General features: G+C 68.9%; 16 protein-coding genes and 1 tRNA gene. 1 reads left to right on the top strand and 16 read right to left on the bottom strand.

The features are described 5' to 3' along the window. Nucleotides 1-7 precede the first annotated feature (7 nt). The 8 genes from mpaP to mpaB form a co-directional block, all read right to left on the bottom strand. The gene (mpaP, locus tag FSY98_RS03870; RefSeq protein WP_313955849.1) at nt 8-1,687 is read right to left on the bottom strand and encodes a daptide biosynthesis intramembrane metalloprotease; all 1,680 of its coding nucleotides are present in this window, start codon (nt 1,685-1,687) and stop codon (nt 8-10) included. Beyond that, nucleotides 1,674-2,501: a daptide-type RiPP biosynthesis methyltransferase gene (mpaM, locus tag FSY98_RS03875; RefSeq protein ID WP_144874139.1), complete on the bottom strand. Its 828-nt coding sequence runs from the start codon at nt 2,499-2,501 to the stop codon at nt 1,674-1,676. Before mpaM ends, mpaP begins: the two co-directional genes overlap by 14 nt. Before the next feature lie 136 nt (nt 2,502-2,637). After that, a complete protein-coding gene (gene mpaA3, locus FSY98_RS16990) occupies nt 2,638-2,757 on the bottom strand; it encodes an MpaA3 family daptide-type RiPP (RefSeq protein ID WP_313955850.1) in 120 nt (39 codons plus the stop codon). Between the two features lie 36 nt (nt 2,758-2,793). Beyond that, on the bottom strand, nt 2,794-2,919 hold the full coding sequence (gene mpaA2 / locus FSY98_RS16895; RefSeq protein ID WP_260857258.1) for an MpaA2 family daptide-type RiPP: 126 nt from the start codon (nt 2,917-2,919) through the stop codon (nt 2,794-2,796). 39 nt (nt 2,920-2,958) lie between these two features. Beyond that, the gene (gene mpaA1 / locus FSY98_RS16900; protein WP_260857259.1) at nt 2,959-3,093 is read right to left on the bottom strand and encodes an MpaA1 family daptide-type RiPP; all 135 of its coding nucleotides are present in this window, start codon (nt 3,091-3,093) and stop codon (nt 2,959-2,961) included. After that, nucleotides 3,077-4,279, bottom strand: coding sequence for a daptide-type RiPP biosynthesis dehydogenase (mpaC, locus tag FSY98_RS03880; RefSeq protein ID WP_144874141.1), 1,203 nt, complete (start codon nt 4,277-4,279; stop codon nt 3,077-3,079). The genes mpaA1 and mpaC overlap by 17 nt, the downstream gene beginning before the upstream one ends. Next, nucleotides 4,276-5,535, bottom strand: a complete 1,260-nt coding sequence (gene mpaD / locus FSY98_RS03885; RefSeq protein WP_144874143.1) for a daptide-type RiPP biosynthesis aminotransferase — start codon at nt 5,533-5,535, stop codon at nt 4,276-4,278. The genes mpaC and mpaD overlap by 4 nt, the downstream gene beginning before the upstream one ends. Next, on the bottom strand, nt 5,532-6,560 hold the full coding sequence (gene mpaB, locus FSY98_RS03890; protein WP_144874145.1) for a daptide biosynthesis RiPP recognition protein: 1,029 nt from the start codon (nt 6,558-6,560) through the stop codon (nt 5,532-5,534). The genes mpaD and mpaB overlap by 4 nt, the downstream gene beginning before the upstream one ends. A gap of 183 nt (nt 6,561-6,743) precedes the next feature. On the opposite strand from mpaB, the gene FSY98_RS03895 reads away from it, so the two are divergent. After that, nucleotides 6,744-6,831 (top strand) — tRNA-Ser (locus tag FSY98_RS03895). 97 nt (nt 6,832-6,928) lie between these two features. Here the strand turns inward: FSY98_RS03895 and FSY98_RS03900 are convergent. The 8 genes from FSY98_RS03900 to FSY98_RS03935 form a co-directional block, all read right to left on the bottom strand. After that, complete coding sequence (locus FSY98_RS03900; protein WP_144874147.1) at nt 6,929-7,531, bottom strand: GNAT family N-acetyltransferase; 603 nt, start codon at nt 7,529-7,531, stop codon at nt 6,929-6,931. A 36-nt stretch (nt 7,532-7,567) separates the two neighbouring features. Beyond that, a complete protein-coding gene (locus FSY98_RS03905; RefSeq protein ID WP_260857260.1) occupies nt 7,568-8,194 on the bottom strand; it encodes a phosphatase PAP2 family protein in 627 nt (208 codons plus the stop codon). Nucleotides 8,195-8,225: 31 nt separating this feature from the next. Further along, nucleotides 8,226-9,590 carry a multidrug effflux MFS transporter gene (locus tag FSY98_RS03910; protein ID WP_144874149.1) on the bottom strand — a complete coding sequence of 455 codons (1,365 nt, stop codon included), beginning with the start codon at nt 9,588-9,590 and terminating at the stop codon, nt 8,226-8,228. Between the two features lie 78 nt (nt 9,591-9,668). Then, entirely contained in the window at nt 9,669-10,823 is a 1,155-nt protein-coding gene (locus tag FSY98_RS03915; RefSeq protein WP_144874151.1) for a cystathionine gamma-synthase, read from the bottom strand. A gap of 53 nt (nt 10,824-10,876) precedes the next feature. Next, nucleotides 10,877-12,253 (bottom strand): cystathionine beta-synthase, encoded by a 1,377-nt coding sequence (locus tag FSY98_RS03920; RefSeq protein WP_144874153.1) that lies wholly within the window; start codon nt 12,251-12,253, stop codon nt 10,877-10,879. 88 nt (nt 12,254-12,341) lie between these two features. Beyond that, nucleotides 12,342-13,313, bottom strand: a complete 972-nt coding sequence (locus FSY98_RS03925; RefSeq protein WP_144874155.1) for a carbohydrate ABC transporter permease — start codon at nt 13,311-13,313, stop codon at nt 12,342-12,344. Then, nucleotides 13,313-14,653, bottom strand: a complete 1,341-nt coding sequence (locus FSY98_RS03930; RefSeq protein WP_144874157.1) for a carbohydrate ABC transporter permease — start codon at nt 14,651-14,653, stop codon at nt 13,313-13,315. The genes FSY98_RS03925 and FSY98_RS03930 overlap by 1 nt, the downstream gene beginning before the upstream one ends. 108 nt (nt 14,654-14,761) lie before the next feature. After that, nucleotides 14,762-16,090, bottom strand: a complete 1,329-nt coding sequence (locus tag FSY98_RS03935; RefSeq protein ID WP_144874159.1) for an ABC transporter substrate-binding protein — start codon at nt 16,088-16,090, stop codon at nt 14,762-14,764. Nucleotides 16,091-16,361: the final 271 nt, after the last annotated feature.

The following is a 16,361-nucleotide window of genomic DNA, read 5'->3' on the forward strand; positions in this document are numbered from 1 at the left end:
TCCTTTCCTACTTCTCGCTGAGGAGGGTCGACAGCGGTGCCTCCACGCCGGCCGCCCAGAGCGCCTGCCACAGGGTCTGCGTCCCGAGATCGACGACCGCGCGACCGATATCGACGTCGCCGCTCGCGTCCGTGACGACGACCTCGGCCACGATCACGGCCGGGATGGACGCCCCGGACGCCGTCACCGGCACGAACGACTCGAGCGGCGCCGTCACCGGGCGCAGCGGGCGCGGCGACGCCGTACCGCTCCCGAGGTACTCGTTCCCGAGGATGCCGTTGCTGGTCAGGACGACGGGCACCTCCCGGGGGATGGTCGGCCTCATTCCCGCGGTCGAACCCGCGGTCGCCTGCGCCAGCATCACCCGACCGTTCTCCGGGAAGAACCCGAAGGCGGCCGACACCGGCACGGTCACCAGGGACCCGGCGCCCGCGACGCTCACTACGAGGGCGGCGAGCACTCCCCAGAACCGCACGCGGGAGACGCCCGCCCGCAGGATGCGACGGAGGCCGCGCACGAGGAGCACCGCTCCGACGCAGACCACCGCGGCCTCCACGGCCATCACGACCACCCCGCCCGCCGGGCCGCCCGCGGCGAGCGCGTCGCCGATACGGGTGACGGCGAGCAGCACCAGCACGATCGGCGTGACCACGCTCGCGAGGCCGAAGGGAACGCTCCACCGGCGATCCAGGCTCCTGCCGTCGCGCGGTGCCCCGAACAGCATCCATGCCATCGCGTGGTTGGCGTCGCGGATGGACCGGTCACGGAGATTCGGCTCGTCGAGGGCGCTCATGAGCGCCAGGTAGCCATCGAAACGTACGAACGGGATCAGGTTCACCGCGACGATCGCAGTGCAGGAGATCGCGAGCAGCAGGAGCACCCGGTCGACCTCCGGAACCGCGACCGCGAGTGCCGTGACGACCGCTGTGGCGCCGACGCCGGCGTGCACGGCCGGTCCTGCCAGCGCGACCGCGACACGCTGGCGCCTGTCGCGCAGGCGCCAGCCGTCCGTCACATCCACGAAGAACGCCGGCGCGAGGTAGAAGAGCATGAATCCGGCTCGCCGCGGTCGGCCGCCGAAGTACGCCAGGGTCATCCCATGAGCGCCTTCGTGGAGCAGAGTCAGCGACGCGAGGCCGACGACGACGACCACCAGAGCCCCGAGCGGCACGGGCGAGACGATGACGTGCCAGAGCTCTTCGGCCTGCAGGGCCGCGGCGAGGACGCCGACCCCGAGCAGGACGGCGAGCGGCAGGACGACGTCTCGCGACGAGGTCGGAGCGGCGAAGCGGGTGAGTCGATCGAAGATCACCGGCGCGTGCATGGTCGCGAGCTGGACGGTGAACGGCGGCCGGAAGGATACGCGCCCCGGCGGCGTCCTGGGCGCGTCGTCGAGCAGACCGCTCGCTCGGAAGCGCTCGACCAGGCGGAGGAACGTCTCGAGACCCTCGGACGCGGCGAAGCGTCGACGCAGGTCGTCGAGCATCGTCTCGCCGTCCATGGCGGCGAGCAGAGCGACGACGTCTCCGGAGACGCGCGACGCCGGCACTCCGTGGAGCAGGGTGATCCACCGCCCGTCCTCCGCCCGCTCGAAGGTCACGTCGTGGGCCAGGCGAGGGCGCGCATCACCCCGGAGAGGTGTGTCCGCGCGCCGGGCGGAGCGGAGCGGGAACCTAGGCGACGGCATCGTCGTCGGAACCTTGCCGGAACCCTGCGGCTGTCGTCACGAGGAGGTCGATGTCTTGTCCCCCGAGCGTGCGGACGCGCGAGACGTCCGGTGGCGCGAACCCGGCCGAGATCAACTCTCGCGCGAGCGTGTCGCGGTCGAGCACGCGGAGCCGACTCGTGAGGACCGTGGCGACGCCCCCGGCGACCAGGTCTGCGGTCCGCACCCAGTTGACCACGCGCGTGGCGCCGTCGTCGTCGATGCGCTGAGCGAACAGGTAGGTCTCGGGAGCACCGGACCCCGGCACGACGATCTCCTCCTCCCGCGGCACGCCCAGTGCCGCCGCGGACGCCCCGGAGGCGACGGTGAGAGCGAAGACCCCGTCGTCCGCGAGGTGGCGCTGCACGCTCCGGTACAGGCGCGACCTCCCCTTGCGGTCGAGAAGCGTGATGGATGTCGCCCCCAGCACGGCGAGCGCGTACCGCCGCGCGAGACGCAGGTCTCTCATATCGGCGACCACGCATTCGAGCGAGGGCTGATCGCGCACCGCGTGGCGCAGATGGGCGAGCATGTCGTCGGAGAGGTCGACGGCCGTCACCCGGTGCCCGGCACGCACCAGCGGGATCGTCAGTCTGCCCGCGCCGGCGGCGATGTCGAGGATGGGACCCTCCGCGCGACGGGCGAGAGCCATCACCTCTCGGATCTCCGCACGATCTGCCCCAACGAGTCGCTGATAGAAGTCGGTGCCTGCGCCCTCGTAGAGATCGAGCTCGGCGGCGACCGCCCCTGCGGCGGTCACCCGCGCGCGGATGACGTCGGTGATGAGGGTCGTCATCAGTGGTCTCCATTCGTGTCGTTCTGGAGCGTTCGTGTCGTTCTGGAGCGTTCGTGTGGTTCTGGAGCGTTCGTGTGGTTCTGGAGGGTGCGGGCGCATCATGGCGCCCGCACCCCCTGTGTCGGATCACGGTCGGTCAGGTCGCGATCGCTGCCGCACCGCCGACGATGGCGATGATGTAACTCGCGTGCTGCCACCACTCCAGCGGCGCATCGATCTGTTCGAGTTCGAGGAACTCGAGTGTTTCCGTCTGCACGTATCACCTCCTTCACGGGTGACGAGGGTCGGTCTCCTACGTCAGTGCGAGGATCCCGATGATCACTCCTACGGCGAAGCCTCGAGTCCAGTCGAGAGCGTCGTCGGGAGCATCCATCGCTTCGAGTTCCGTGAACTCGAGCTTGGGCGTCGCAGTGTTCATCTGCGTCCTTTCGTGGAAGGGATCAGGGCTCTGATCCGGTCATGTCGCTGCAGCGGCGCCGATGCCGATGAGCACCAGCGCACTGATCGCGCCCTGGTAGAAGCTCTCCCAGCTGGGGGCCTCCATCTCGTCGAGTTCCTCGAACCGGAGGCGGGAGTCACTGTCGTGGTCCATGTCGTTCACCTCCTCCCCTCGTCGGGGGGCCGTCGTGCGCGACGCCCCTCCGGTCGCTCCAGGCGGACGCGAGGAGCACATCTCGGAAGTCGCGGTGGATCAGGCCGGCGAGCATCGGTCGCCGGGCACCCCAGGCGTTCTCGGTCGCGGCGGCGATGCGGTCGACGTCACGATCGTCGGGCGTCGGAGGCCGCGCGATCGCCCACCGTTCGATGAGTTCGGCGATCCCGCGGACCGGGTGCGGTGGCAACGACAGCACGGTCGCGGCCCGGCCCCAGAAGTGCTCCAGACTCGCGCGATCACCCCACCGGGAGTCTTCCCCGCAGATCCGCTGCCAGACGGCGGCGATGATCGCCGCCGTGGCCGCCATCTTCCGTTCACCGAGCGCGAAGGCCACCTCGTTCGCGAGGTACCAGTGACGCGGAGCGTATCTGTCGGCCCCCTGCAGGGCGGCGGTGCGCTGGGTTGCGGCGCTCAGGCGTGCGAGACGGAGCAGGTCGTCGAGGGAGTCCGCCCGCGCGTCGGCTGTCGCGAGGATGGCCCGTCCGAGCGCCACGGCATCCCTCCGGGCGCGAGAGCTTCGGTGTGCGCTCGTCGACGCACCCGCCAGACGCAGGAAGGCCTCGAGCGCTCCCTCCCTGACGGCTGCCGCCGAGAGGGTCATGAGGTTCTCCGGGTCCAGGAGGGCGTGGCGAGGCCTCAGCGCGCGTCCGATCATGAGTCGGTGACCGCGGGCGTTCGTGAGGATACCGACGCTGTTCGTCTCGGAGGAGGTGCCGAGAGTGGTCGGCACCGCGACGATGTCGACGGGCGGACGGACGTCGGGCAGGAAGACCAGCGCCTCACCGGCAGCCCGTTCCATCACGAAGTCCAGCGTTCGCGTCGGCGACAGCGCCAGGGCGGCGATCTTGGCCGCGTCGAGCACCGTGCCCCCGCCGACGGCGAGGATGACGTCGGGGCGCCGTCGAGCGATCCGAGCGGCGATGTCTGCGACCGTCCGCGCGTCCGCCGACGACGGATCCATCTCGATGATCCCGGTCGGGCGAGCGGCGAGGCGAGGGATCCGCACCTCGCTGTCGGCGATCACCAGGGTCTTGCGGCCCGAGGTCAGTCGGCTCGTCATCCGCTGAGCGATGCCTTTCCCCTGCCACAGCGTGGGAACGCGCCCGCGGAACTCGCTCGTCATGCCGCCGCCGTCCGGGCCTGAGCCAGACCCGCGCGCACGCCGGCCTCCATCTCCGCGAGGTCGTCAGTGGTGAATCCGTACGCGGGGATCAGGGCGATGCCACTCGGACCGGGTTGAACGCGCACACCGTTGTCAGCGATCGCCGACACGACGTCGAGCACTTCCGCTCCCGTCAGTGCCTCGCCGTCCGATGCCCGGAGGTCGAGGCCGAGGAAGCAGCCCCGACCACTGACTCCGGCGACCAGCCCGTCTGCCTGCAGCGAGTCGGCGCGGGCCCGGAGCTCGACGGCGAGCGCGTTCACGGTCGAGAGCACGTCGATGCGTTCGAGCTCGTCGAGCACGGCGACGATCGCGGCGGCGCACACCGGCGTCCCCGCCTGCGTCTCGCCGTGCACGAACGTCCACCCGCCCCGTGCGAACTGCGTGGCGACACGGTGTCCGACGAGGAGAGCGGACGCACCTGCCGCTCCGTTCGTCAGCGCCTTCGAGAGAACGAGCAGATCCGGTGCCGCCGCCCACCCGTCGCTGGCGAACATGCGTCCGGTCCGGCCGAATCCCGTCGCCACCTCGTCCGCGACGACGAGGAACCCGAACTCCTCGCGCAGGGCGAGCAGACGCGACACGAAGGCCTCCGTCAGCGGCCGCGCTCCGCTGCCCAGCACCGGTTCGACGACGACCGCGGCGATGCGGGACCCCTCGCGACGGAGCAGCGTCTCGAGCTCCTCGCCCTCGTCGGTGTGGGCCACATGCCGCACGGCCCGTCGATCGACCGCGTACGCCGCCTGGGCGAGATCGTCGCCGCTGAGAGCGTGGCTGCCGTACATCGTGCCGTGGTAGCTGCCCTTCAGGCCGACGATGACGTTCCGCGAGGCTGCGCCGCTCTGCGACCAGTACTGTCGTGCGAGTTTCATCGCGGCATCGTTGGCGGCACCGCCCGAGGTCGAGAAGATCACGCGGCTGTAACCGGCCGGATCGACGACCTCGAGGAGCCTCTCCGCCGCGACCTCGGCGTACCGATGCGGCGTGCGGAAGAGCGTCAGGTAGGAGGCGTCACGTGATGCCCTGCTCACTGCGTCTGCCACCGCCGGATTGCCGTAGCCCAGAGGCACGTTCCAGAGTCCGCTGGTCGCGCACAGTCGCGTCGACCCGTCGGCGTACTCGATGCGGTGCCCTGTGGCGGCCACGGCGGTCTGGTCGGGCGAGAAGACGGTGTCGGCGGGAAGCATCGACACCCAGAGGGCGGGCGGTCGCGTCATGGATGCACCGTCATCTCTGCCGGCGTCTCGTCGCACGCTCCGTCGGAATGGATGCGGAACGCCGCCATTGCCTCGCTGCGCAATCGGCGGGCGTCGGACGCGGTGACCGCGAGTCGCCGGACGAGTCGCTCGACGGCGAGCTCTTCGGAGCTCGATGTCTGCGATACCTCGACGACGGCGGCCGTGAGCGGCGACAGCGACACGCGACGCCGTGTCGCGACATCGGCGAGCAGGAAACCCTGCGGAGTCCGGACGAGGAAGGGATGGAAGGGCGACGGCTCGGCATCCGCTCTGTCGTCGTCGACCAACGCCCACCCGAAGCCGGAGATGCTGACGGTCCCCGACTCCCCGCGCAGCATCTTGAGCAGATCGGTCGCCCGCAGGCATCGTGTCAGCCACCCGCGCTCCGGGTGCTCGGCACGCCACTCGTCGGCCGAGGGTGAACTCCTGAGCGCCGCCAGGCGTGGTGCGGCAGCCGCGAGGTCGGTCGTCGTCGAGAGGTGACCGCAGACCTCGCCGCGCATGCCCACCCTGAGTGCGCCGTCGGTCCGCACCCGGATCGCGTTCGGCACCTGCATCTCGTCCGGCCTCTCGATCGCCGCGCGATTCGCGAGGATCACCCGCGGATCGAGGAGCGCCGACGGGAACACGCCGGTGCGTCGCGCGATGCCCACGTCGTCGAGGAGCGCGAGCCAGCCCTGGTCGTCGACGATCGCGACGACGCTGGGCCCCACGAGCTGGACGAAGGCGGCGGCGATGTAGTCGTGGAGTTCGACGGTGCATCCGCCGAGGAACATCTCGTCGCCGGGCTCCTCCAGCTGCCCGTCGTAGCGGAAGATCGCGGCCGCGCTGTTCGACGCCGGGGCGGCGACGGGAAGGAGAACGGCATCCTTCGGGCCTGCCGCGTCGAGGACGGCGCCACCGGGACCGTCGGCGTCGACCAGGTACACCCTGGAGTAGTGCTCGGGCTCCCCGACGACGAATTCACGGAGCGCGCGCGCCCCATCGATCTCCGGTCCGTCCACCCCAGGCCCCCGATGCTCCGCGACGCCGATGCGTCTTCATATGAAGCTATACAGACCTTGTTCGTGTATCAATATTTTCCATTCGTCGCACGGCACCGCGCTCACCACGCCAGCCACCGCATGCCGGAACACCCTGGTCGTGGGCCCGTCACCGGATCGGATAGACTGTTCAGGTTGTTCCCTGGTGACGTGTCCGAGCGGCCGAAGGAGCACGCTTGGAAAGCGTGTGTTGTGCAAGCAACCGCGGGTTCGAATCCCGCCGTCACCGCCAAACGTCAAACGGCCCTCGCGAAGCGGGGGCCGTTCGACGTTTATCGGGCACCGTGGGATTCGGGGAGCCCTGGGCGCAGCGAAGAGCGGGGCGCCGCCTACCGCGGGAACGTCACGCCGTAGCTCTGCCCACCGGGTGCGGACGGCAGCGGGGTCATGCCGAGGCGCTCGTAGAACGCGGCTGCCCCGGTGTTCTTCGGGTCCATGCCGAGGTGCAGCGCCGACACTCCGCGGCGGGTGAGTTCGGCGAACAGCGTCTCGATGAGTCGGCGTCCGAGACCCTGCCCCTGCGTCTCGGGCAGCAGATCGATGTGCAGATGTGCGGGGTGGTCGGCGGCGAGCGCGTCGGTCCCCGGGGCCTGCCGGTAGCCGTACTCGACCATCTTCTCCTCTCGGCTCGACGGATCGGCCGCGCGCGGGTACTTGGCGGCCAGCGCCGGCCACCACTCGTCACGGAACCACGCCTGGAAGGCATCGGTGTCATCGGTCGCGACGATGTACCCGATCACCCTCTCGTCGTCGGATTCGACGACCCAGGCGAGGTCGGGGTGCCGCTCGACGTACGGCACGGCGAAGAGGTCGCCCCACAGCTCGTCGTCGGAGAAGATGCCGGTCGCATCCTTCCCGGCATCCGCGGTCTTCACGCAGACCTCATATAGCGCTGCGCGGTCGGACGGACGGTACGGACGGATGCGGGACACGACGACTCCTCGGTGAGTGCGGGGGACGTCGTCAGCCTATCCGGCGCGCGGCAGGCGCTTCGACGCCGTCCGCGCCCAGGGGAGCATGAGGGCCGCGACGAGCAGCACCGCGCTCGCCCCGACGAGTGCCCCGCCGACGGTGTCGGTGGCCCAGTGCACGGAGAGCAGCGTGCGCGACACCGCCATCACGACGATCCAGGTGGCGCCCACGATGGCCACCCACAGGCGCGGGAACAGCAGGTAGAGCACGATGGCGATGGTGGCGGCGTTGGCGGTGTGGCCTGATGGGAAGGATCCGAAGTCGCTCGTCACGATCATGTCCTCCGGTCGGGCGCGCCCGAAGAGGTTCTTGATCAGCTGCACGAGCGCAGCGCTCGCGAGGAAGGCGACGGCTGCGAACACCGCCCCGCGCCAGCGCCTGGCCAGCAGCAGCGCGACGATGATCAGCAGCGGCACCGCGAGGATGGCCACCCACCCCCCGCCGATGTGGTCGAGCACGAGGGCGCCCGTCAGCATCCAGTCGGCCCGGTTCTCGACGATCTCGCTGTTCCACCAGCTGTCGAATCCCGGGGGCTCGGTGTAGCCGAACACGATCACCGCTCCGAGGGCCGCCGCTGCCGCCAGCATCCCGATTCCCCACCACAGCAGCGTTCGCGATCTCATCGCACCATTCTGCCGTGTCGAAGCTGAAGGATCAGGGAGCGAGCATCCCGACGCTCCGGGGCCGCACCACGAACCAGAGGGAGAGCACGGCGATGACGGCGCATCCGACCATGACCGCGGCCATCGTCGTCGCGGTGATCCCCGCACCCTTCGAGATCCATCCGACGACCGGCGAGATGAGTCCGGCGACGCCGAAGTTCGTCGCGCCGATGACGGATGCCGCGGTGCCGGCGGCCTTCCCGTGCCGGTCGAGGGCGAGCACCTGCACGTTGGGCAGGGTGAACCCGCATGCCGTCATGAAGAAGAAGAGCGGCACGACGGTTCCCCAGAGTCCCAGGCCGAGCTGATCGGTCACGATGATGGCGGCGCCGGCGAGCAGCAGCACGGCGGTCGAGTACGCCATCACCCACTGCGGCCCGAAACGCGCGGCGAGACGGGATGCCGCCTGCACGCCGATGACGACACCGAGCGAGTTCACCGCGAAGAGCAGGCCGTACTGCTGCGCATCGAGGCCATGCGTCTGCTGGAACAGGAACGGCGAGGCGGACAGGTACGAGAACAGGCCGGAGAACGTCATGCCGCCGATGATCAGCACCCCGATGAACACACGGTCGGAGAAGACGGAGCGGTAGCGCTGCAGCACCGTCGCCCCGCCCTTCTCCTGGCGGCGGGCGACGGGCAGCGTCTCCGGCACGAAGATGAGCGCCGAGACGAGCATGACGACGCCGTAGAGGGCGAGCACGATGAAGATGCCCTGCCAGGGCATGAGCGTGAGCAGCCACGAGCCGATGAGCGGGGCCACGACGGGCGCGACACCCGAGACGAGCGCCAGACGGGAGAGCATCACGACCAGGCGGCGTCCTCCGAACAGGTCGCGCACGATCGCCATGGCGACCACACCGCCCGCGGCGGCGCCGACGCCCATCAGCACGCGCGCACCGCCCAGCAGCGGCAGGGTCGGAGCGAACGCGGCGGCGACGCTCGCCAGCACGTGCAGGGCGGTCACGGCGATGAGCGGGATGCGGCGACCGACCTTGTCGCTGAGCGGTCCGACGACGAGCTGTCCGAGCGCGAAGCCGATCATGGTTCCGGTCAGGGTGAGCTGCACCGCCGCTGCGGTCGTCTGGAAGTCCTCCTCCAGCACCGGGAACGCCGGCAGATAGAGGTCGATCGTGAACGGGCCGAGGGCGGTCAGCGCCCCCAGCAGGACGATGTACAGGGCCCGACGTCCATTCGAGATCGAATCACCGGGGTGCAACATGATCGGCGCGGTGACCGGGTTCGCGCCGAGCGTGCGGATCGCCCCTGTCGCGGAGGGCACGCGGATGCTCCCGGTCGCGGTGCGCTCGGGGGCAGGGGTCGTGGGGACGGAATCGGTGCGGGGCGCGTCAGACACAGGGGCTTTCCGGGGAGGGGGATGATTCTCGAATCGATTCGAGCGAAGTACCCATGGTACTCCCCGCTCCCGGCGGCCTCAGCGCGAGATACGAGTGAGCCCCTGCTCGAGGTCGGCGAGGAGGTCGGAGACGTCCTCGATGCCGACCGAGAGCCGCACGACGTTCTCGGGCACGGCCAGCTCGGTGCCGCGCACGGACGCGTGCGTCATGTCCGGCGGATACCCGATCAGCGACTCGACCCCACCCAGGGACTCCGCGAGCTGGAAGAGCTCCGTCGACTCCGCGAAGGCCTTCGCGGCATCGGGCCCCGCGGCGAGACCCAGCGACAGCATCCCGCCGAATCCGCTCATCTGGCGGGCGGCGATGTCGTGGCCGGGGTGGTCGGCGAGACCGGGGTAGTACACCTCCGAGAACTCTGCGCGACCGGCAGCCCATTCGGCCACGGCCTGCGCGTTCTCGGAGTGCTGCCGCACCCGCACCGCCAGCGTCTTGATGCCGCGGGTGGTGAGCCATGCGTCGAACGGCGCCGACACGGCGCCGACCGCGAACTGCTGGAACTTCACGTCCTCCACGAAGCGGTCGTCTCCGAAGACCACTGCACCGCCGAGGACGTCGGAGTGCCCGCCCAGGTACTTGGTGGTCGAGTGGACGACGACGTCGGCTCCGAGCGACAGCGGCTGCTGCAGAGCCGGCGAGGCGAACGTGTTGTCGACGACGGCGATCGCGCCCGATGCGTGCGCGATCTCGGCGATCAGCGCGATGTCGACGATCTTCAGCAGCGGGTTGCTCGGTGTCTCGATCCAGATGATCTTCGTCTCGGGGCGCACGGCGGCGCGCACGGCATCCGTGTCGGAGAGCTCCACCACCGTCGCGACGACGCCCCACTTCGCGAGCACCCTGGCGAAGAGGCGGTAGGTGCCTCCGTAGACGTCGTTGCCGAGGATCACGTGGTCGCCGGGCGAGAGGATGCCGCGCAGCAGCGCGTCCTCGGCGGCGAGGCCCGACGCGAACGAGAGGGCGTGCGCGCCGCCCTCGAGCGCCGCGAGCTGGGTCTCGAGCGAGGAGCGCGTGGGGTTGCCTGCGCGGTTGTACTCGTATCCCTCGCGGAAGCCGCCGATGCCGTCCTGCACATGCGTGGAGGCCTGGTAGATCGGCGGGATGATCGATCCGGTGGTCGGATCGGGCTCCTGGCCCGCGTGGATGGCTCGGGTGGCGAAGGAGTGCTCGGACATGCCCTCAGCCTACGTTGACGGCCGAGCCGACAGCCGTCCCGTTACGCCCGGCGTCAGCGCGACAGGTATGAGAGCAGATCCTGCCGTGTCAGCACGGTGTGCGGGCGTCCGCCCTCCGTCACGAGCAGCGCGTCGGCGTCGGCGAGTGCGGCGCGGGCCTGCGCGATCGGGGCATGGATGCCGATGAGCGGCAGCCGCTCCCCGACGTGCGCGCCCACGGCATCCGTCGGCTTGGCATCGCCGCGGAAGAGCAGGTCGAGCAGGCCCTTCTCGTCGACCGTGCCGACCACTTCGCCCATCATGACCGGCGGCTCGGCGCTGAGCACGACGAGCTGCGACACCTCGTACTCGGTGAGCAGCCCGATGGCCTCGAGCACGGTGTCGGTGGGGTGCGCGTGCACGAGATCGGGGATGCTCTCCCCCTGTCGCGTGGCCCGGGTCGCCAGCACATCGGCGACCGTCTCCCCCTCTTCGACGTCGCTGAAGCCGTACGACCGCATCCAGCCGTCGTTGAAGATCTTGCTGAGGTAGCCGCGTCCGCCGTCGGGCAGCAGCACGACCATGACCGCCTCGGCCGGCAGCTCGCGCGCGATGCGCAGCGCACCGACGACCGCCATGCCGCTGGACCCGCCGACGAGGATGCCCTCTTCGCGGGCGAGGCGTCGGGTCATCGCGAAGGCCTCCGCGTCGTCGACCGCGACGATCTCGTGCGGCACGCTCGGGTCGTAGGCACCCGGCCAGATGTCCTCCCCCACGCCCTCGACGAGATACGGGCGACCGGTGCCGCCGCTGTAGACGCTGCCCTCGGGGTCGACGCCCACGATGCGCACCCGCCCGTCCGAGACCTCGCGCAGGTACCGGCCGGTGCCCGTGATGGTGCCGCCCGTGCCCACCCCGGCGACGAAGTGCGTGACCTCGCCGTCGGTGTCGCGCCAGATCTCTGGCCCCGTCGTCTCGTAGTGACTACGAGGCCCGTTCGGGTTCTCGTACTGGTTGGGCTTGAACGCGCCGGGGATCTCCCGCGCCAGCCGGTCGCTCACGCTGTAGTACGACTCCGGGCTGTCGGCCGCGACCGACGTCGGCGTCACGACCACCTCCGCGCCGTACGCCCGCAGTACGTCGTTCTTGTCCTCGCCCACCTTGTCCGGCACGACGAAGACGCACGAGTACCCGCGCTGCTGGGCCACGAGAGCGAGGCCGACACCGGTGTTGCCGCTCGTGGGTTCGACGATCGTGCCACCGGGCCGGAGTTCGCCGGAGGCCTCGGCCGCGTCGATGATCCGAGAGGCGATGCGGTCTTTCGCCGACCCGCCGGGGTTCAGGTATTCGAGCTTGACGAGCACGGTGCACTCGATGCCCTCCGTGACGCGCTGGAGCTTCACGAGGGGCGTGTCGCCGATGAGGTCGACGATCGAGTCTGCGTACTTCATGTCTTCAGGGTAGACGCGCGGATGCCGCGACCGGGGTTGTGTTGCACCCTGACCGCGGCATCCTGTCGTCGATCCTCCCGCTCGCGGCTCAGCCCTTGGTCGCTCCGGCGAGCAGGCCGCGCACGAAGAACCTCTGCAGCGCGAAGAACACGATGAGCGGAACGATGATCGAGATGAAGGTACCCGCGGACTGCAGGAACCATTTGCTGCCCCACGTGCCCGACAGCGAGTTCAGCGCCTGGGTGATCGGCAGCGCTCCCGGCGAGGCGAAGATGGTCGCCACGAGCAGATCGTTCCAGACCCAGAGGAACTGGAAGATTCCGAACGAGGCGATGGCGGGCGCCGCGAGCGGCAGGATGATCCGGAAGAACACCTGTCCGTGACCTGCGCCGTCGACGCGGGCGGCTTCGATGACCTCGCCGGGGATCTCCGAGATGAAGTTGTGCAGCATGAACGTCGCGAGGGGCAGGGCGAAGATCGCGTGCGCGATCCACACTCGGGCGAAGCTGTAGCTGACGTCGTTCAGCCCGAAACCGGGGAAGATCGGAACGTCGTTGATCGTCAGGCCCTCGGAGAAGAGGCTGAGCAGCGGCACGAGGGCCATCTGCAGCGGGACGATCTGCAGCGCGAAGACGAAGACGAAGAGCGCGCTGCGACCCTTGAAGTCGATCCACGCGAAGGCGTAGGCGGCGAGCGCGGCCATCACGATCGGGAACACCGTGGCTGGGATCGTGATCGCCAGCGAGTTGACGAACGCCGAGGCGAGAGTGGTCGACGTGCCGCCTGAGTTCAGCGCCTGCACGTAGTTGTCGAGCGTGAACTCCGGGTCGGTGAACACCGTCCACCAGCCGCTGTTCTGCGTCGCCGCGCCAGGGCGGAACGACGTGACGAAGAGCCCGAACGTCGGGATCGTCCAGAAGATCGCGATGATCGCCGCGGCGATCGTCGCGCCCTTCGACGTGAGCTTCTTGTGCGCGATCGCCTCGTGCTTGCGGGTGTCCCGCGCCACCTGGCGCTTGGAGCGGTTGTCGGTCGTGACGACGGCCTGTGTGGCGCTCATCAGCGGATCTCCCTCTGCTTGGCCATCGAGCGGGCGTTATAGATGATGAGCGGCAGCACGAAGAGGAACAGCACCACGGCGAGCGCCGACGAGTGACCGTAGCTCTGGAATCGCTGTTGCTGGTTGACCATCTCGAAGCCGAGCACGCTCGTCTCGTCGCGCCCGCCGGTCATGACGGCGACGATGTCGTACACCTTCAGCGAGGCGATCGTGATCGTGGTGAGCACCACGATCAGCGAAGAGCGGATGCCGGGGATCGTGACGTTGCGGAACCGCTGCCAGGCGTTGGTGCCGTCGAGCTCGGCGGCCTCCATCTGCTCCACCGGCACGGCCTTGATCGCCGCCGAGAGGATGACCATCGCGAAGCCGGTCTGGGTCCAGATGAACACGATCAGCAGCATCAGGGTGTTGAGGATCGGCTTGATCGCCAGCCACTGCACCGGCTCGCCGCCGAATGCCGTGACGATCGCGTTGAGCAGACCGATCTGATCGCCCTGACGGGCGTCGTACATGAACTTCCAGATGATGCCGGCGCCGACGAACGAGATCGCGACCGGCATGAACACCAGCACCTTGAGGAATTTCTCGCCGCGCGCCCGGTCGATGAAGACCGCGTAGGCGAGTCCGATCACGACGGAGATGGTCGGGGCGAGGAGCGCCCACAGGACGGTGTTGATGACGGATGACGTTCCGACGGGGTTGGTGAACACCCAGAAGTAGTTCTCGAGCCCGACGAAGTTCGCCCCGGTCTTGTCGAAGAACGATTTGAAGATCGTCGAGATCGCCGGGTAGATGAGGCCGAGGATCAGCATCACGGCGGCCGGAGCCATGAAGAGGATCAGCTGGAAGAGGTACCCGGCACCCTGCCGGGCGCGGAAGTCGGCGAAGAACAGCAGACCGCCCACCAGCAGCGCGATCGCGACGACGTACAGCACCGCGTTGGCGTACGGGCGCAGCAGCAGGAAGGCGAGCACCGGGATGAGGAGGCATGCGACGAGGCGCATGACGAAGTAGCCGCGCCCCGCGCGCGGGGCGTACTCGATCAGGACCAGGACGATCCCGACGACCGCGCCGAAGACGAGGAGGATCACGGGGATCTGCACCAGCGGGTGCATCCCGCCGAGCCAGACGAAGAAGCTGTTGAGCGAGAACCCGATGGTCACACGGGCGGACTCTTCGGTGGAGGTGGTGAAGATGAGCAGGAGTGCGAGTGCGACGAGGACGACGAAGCCGATCACGACGACGGTGCGCGTGATCGCGCGCCCCTTCGGATCCGCACCGTGCGTCGTCACAGGAGGAGCGTCGGCCTCGACGGGCGTCTCGACGGTCGCTTGCGACATGGGGTCCCCTTCTGAGTACGTCGGCGTACTCGGGCGAATGGATGGAAGGAGCGGGGTCGGGCTCAGGAGCCCGACCCCGCTCGGCTCACGCTGATCTCAGCGAGTCGATCAGTTCTCGTAACCGGCCTGGATGTCGGAGAGCACCGTGTCGGTGTCCTTGCCGTCGATCCAGTCGACCATTCCCTTCCAGAACGAGCCGGAGCCGACCGTCGACGGCATCAGGTCGGACGCATCGAAGCGGAAGACCGTCGAGTCGTCCTGCATGATCTGCATCGCCTCCTGGAGGAACTCGCTGGACGCGAGGCTCGGGTCGGCCTTCTTGTTCGCGGAGATCACGCCGCCGAGCTCGACTCGGGCGTCGGCGAATTCGGGCGATGCCATGAACTCGAGCACCTTCTGGGTGGACTCGTCGTCGGAGAATGCGGTGACGAACTCGCCGCCGCCCTCGACCTGGAGTTCGCCCTCGGTCTCGCCCGGCATGATGAAGGCGTAGACGTCGCCGTCGGGGGCGACGGTCGGGGTCTCGCCCGCTGCCGTCTGCGTGTCGAGGAAGTTCGCCGACAGGAACGACGCCTGGTGCGTCAGCGCGCAGTCGCCGGTGGCCACGGCCGAGGCGACGTCGCCGAAAGCGGTCGAGTTGATGCTCTTGACGTCACCGTAACCGGCGTTGACGTAGTCCGGGTTCAGCAGGATGGTGCCGACGGCGTCGAAGGCGTCCTTGATCTCGGGGTCGGTGAACTTGACGTCGCCCGCAACCCACTGGTCGTAGACGTCGGGGCCGGACTGGCGCAGGACGAGGTCCTCGACCCAGTCGGTGCCCGGCCACCCGGAGGCCGCCTCCGAGGAGAATCCGGCGCACCAGGCGGGTCCGCCGGTCTTCTCGACGATCGTGTCGGTCAGGGCGATCATCTCGTCCCAGGTCTTCGGGACCTCGACGCCCCATTCGGCGAAGCTCTTGGGCGAGTACCAGACGTAGCCCTTGAGATTCGCCAGCATCGGCGCCGCGTAGAAGGTGTCGTCGAACGTCCCGTACTTCTTCCAGTCCGCGGACCAGTTCTCGTCGACGGCCTTCTCGACGGCCTCCGGCGCGGCCTGCACCTTGCCGGTGTCGACCAGGGTCTTCAGCAGACCCGGCTGAGGCACGATCGCGATGTCGGGGGCGTCGCCACCGGTGACCTTGGTGACGATGTTGCCCTCGAAGCCCTTGTCGCCGGTGTACTCGACCTTGATGCCGGTGTCCTCGGTGAACTGCTCGAACGAGGCGTTCAGGTCGTCGGCCTCGACGCCCGTGATGCCTCCGGAGATGCGAACCGTTCCTTTCGCCTCTCCTCCCCCGCCGTCGCCGCTACCGCCTTCGGTGCAGCCGGCGAGAACCAGGGTCGCCGCTCCGATGAGCGCGAGTGGTGCAAGAAGGCGGTATCGCTGTGACAAAGCCATGAACTTCTCCTCTTCAGGTGGATCATCGTCCGCCCCAAAGGGAGCAATCGCCGCAGCCATTGGGGAACCGATTCCAGGCAAACCTATTAGTCGGCGGTGTGTGGACACAAGCCGGGAACATCACAAGATCGCATCCATTCGACGACCGGGAGACGGGATTGTGGGAGCGCTCTCAAAATGGGCTGTGTGGAACCGGTTCCCTTCTCACCTCGGAGCACGTATGCTGACCCCGGCGTCCGCCCGGTCCGATCGTTCTCTCGCGCTCGTGGCT

Source organism: Microbacterium sp. 1.5R, from assembly GCF_007667425.1.
Classification (GTDB): Bacteria; Actinomycetota; Actinomycetes; order Actinomycetales; family Microbacteriaceae; genus Microbacterium.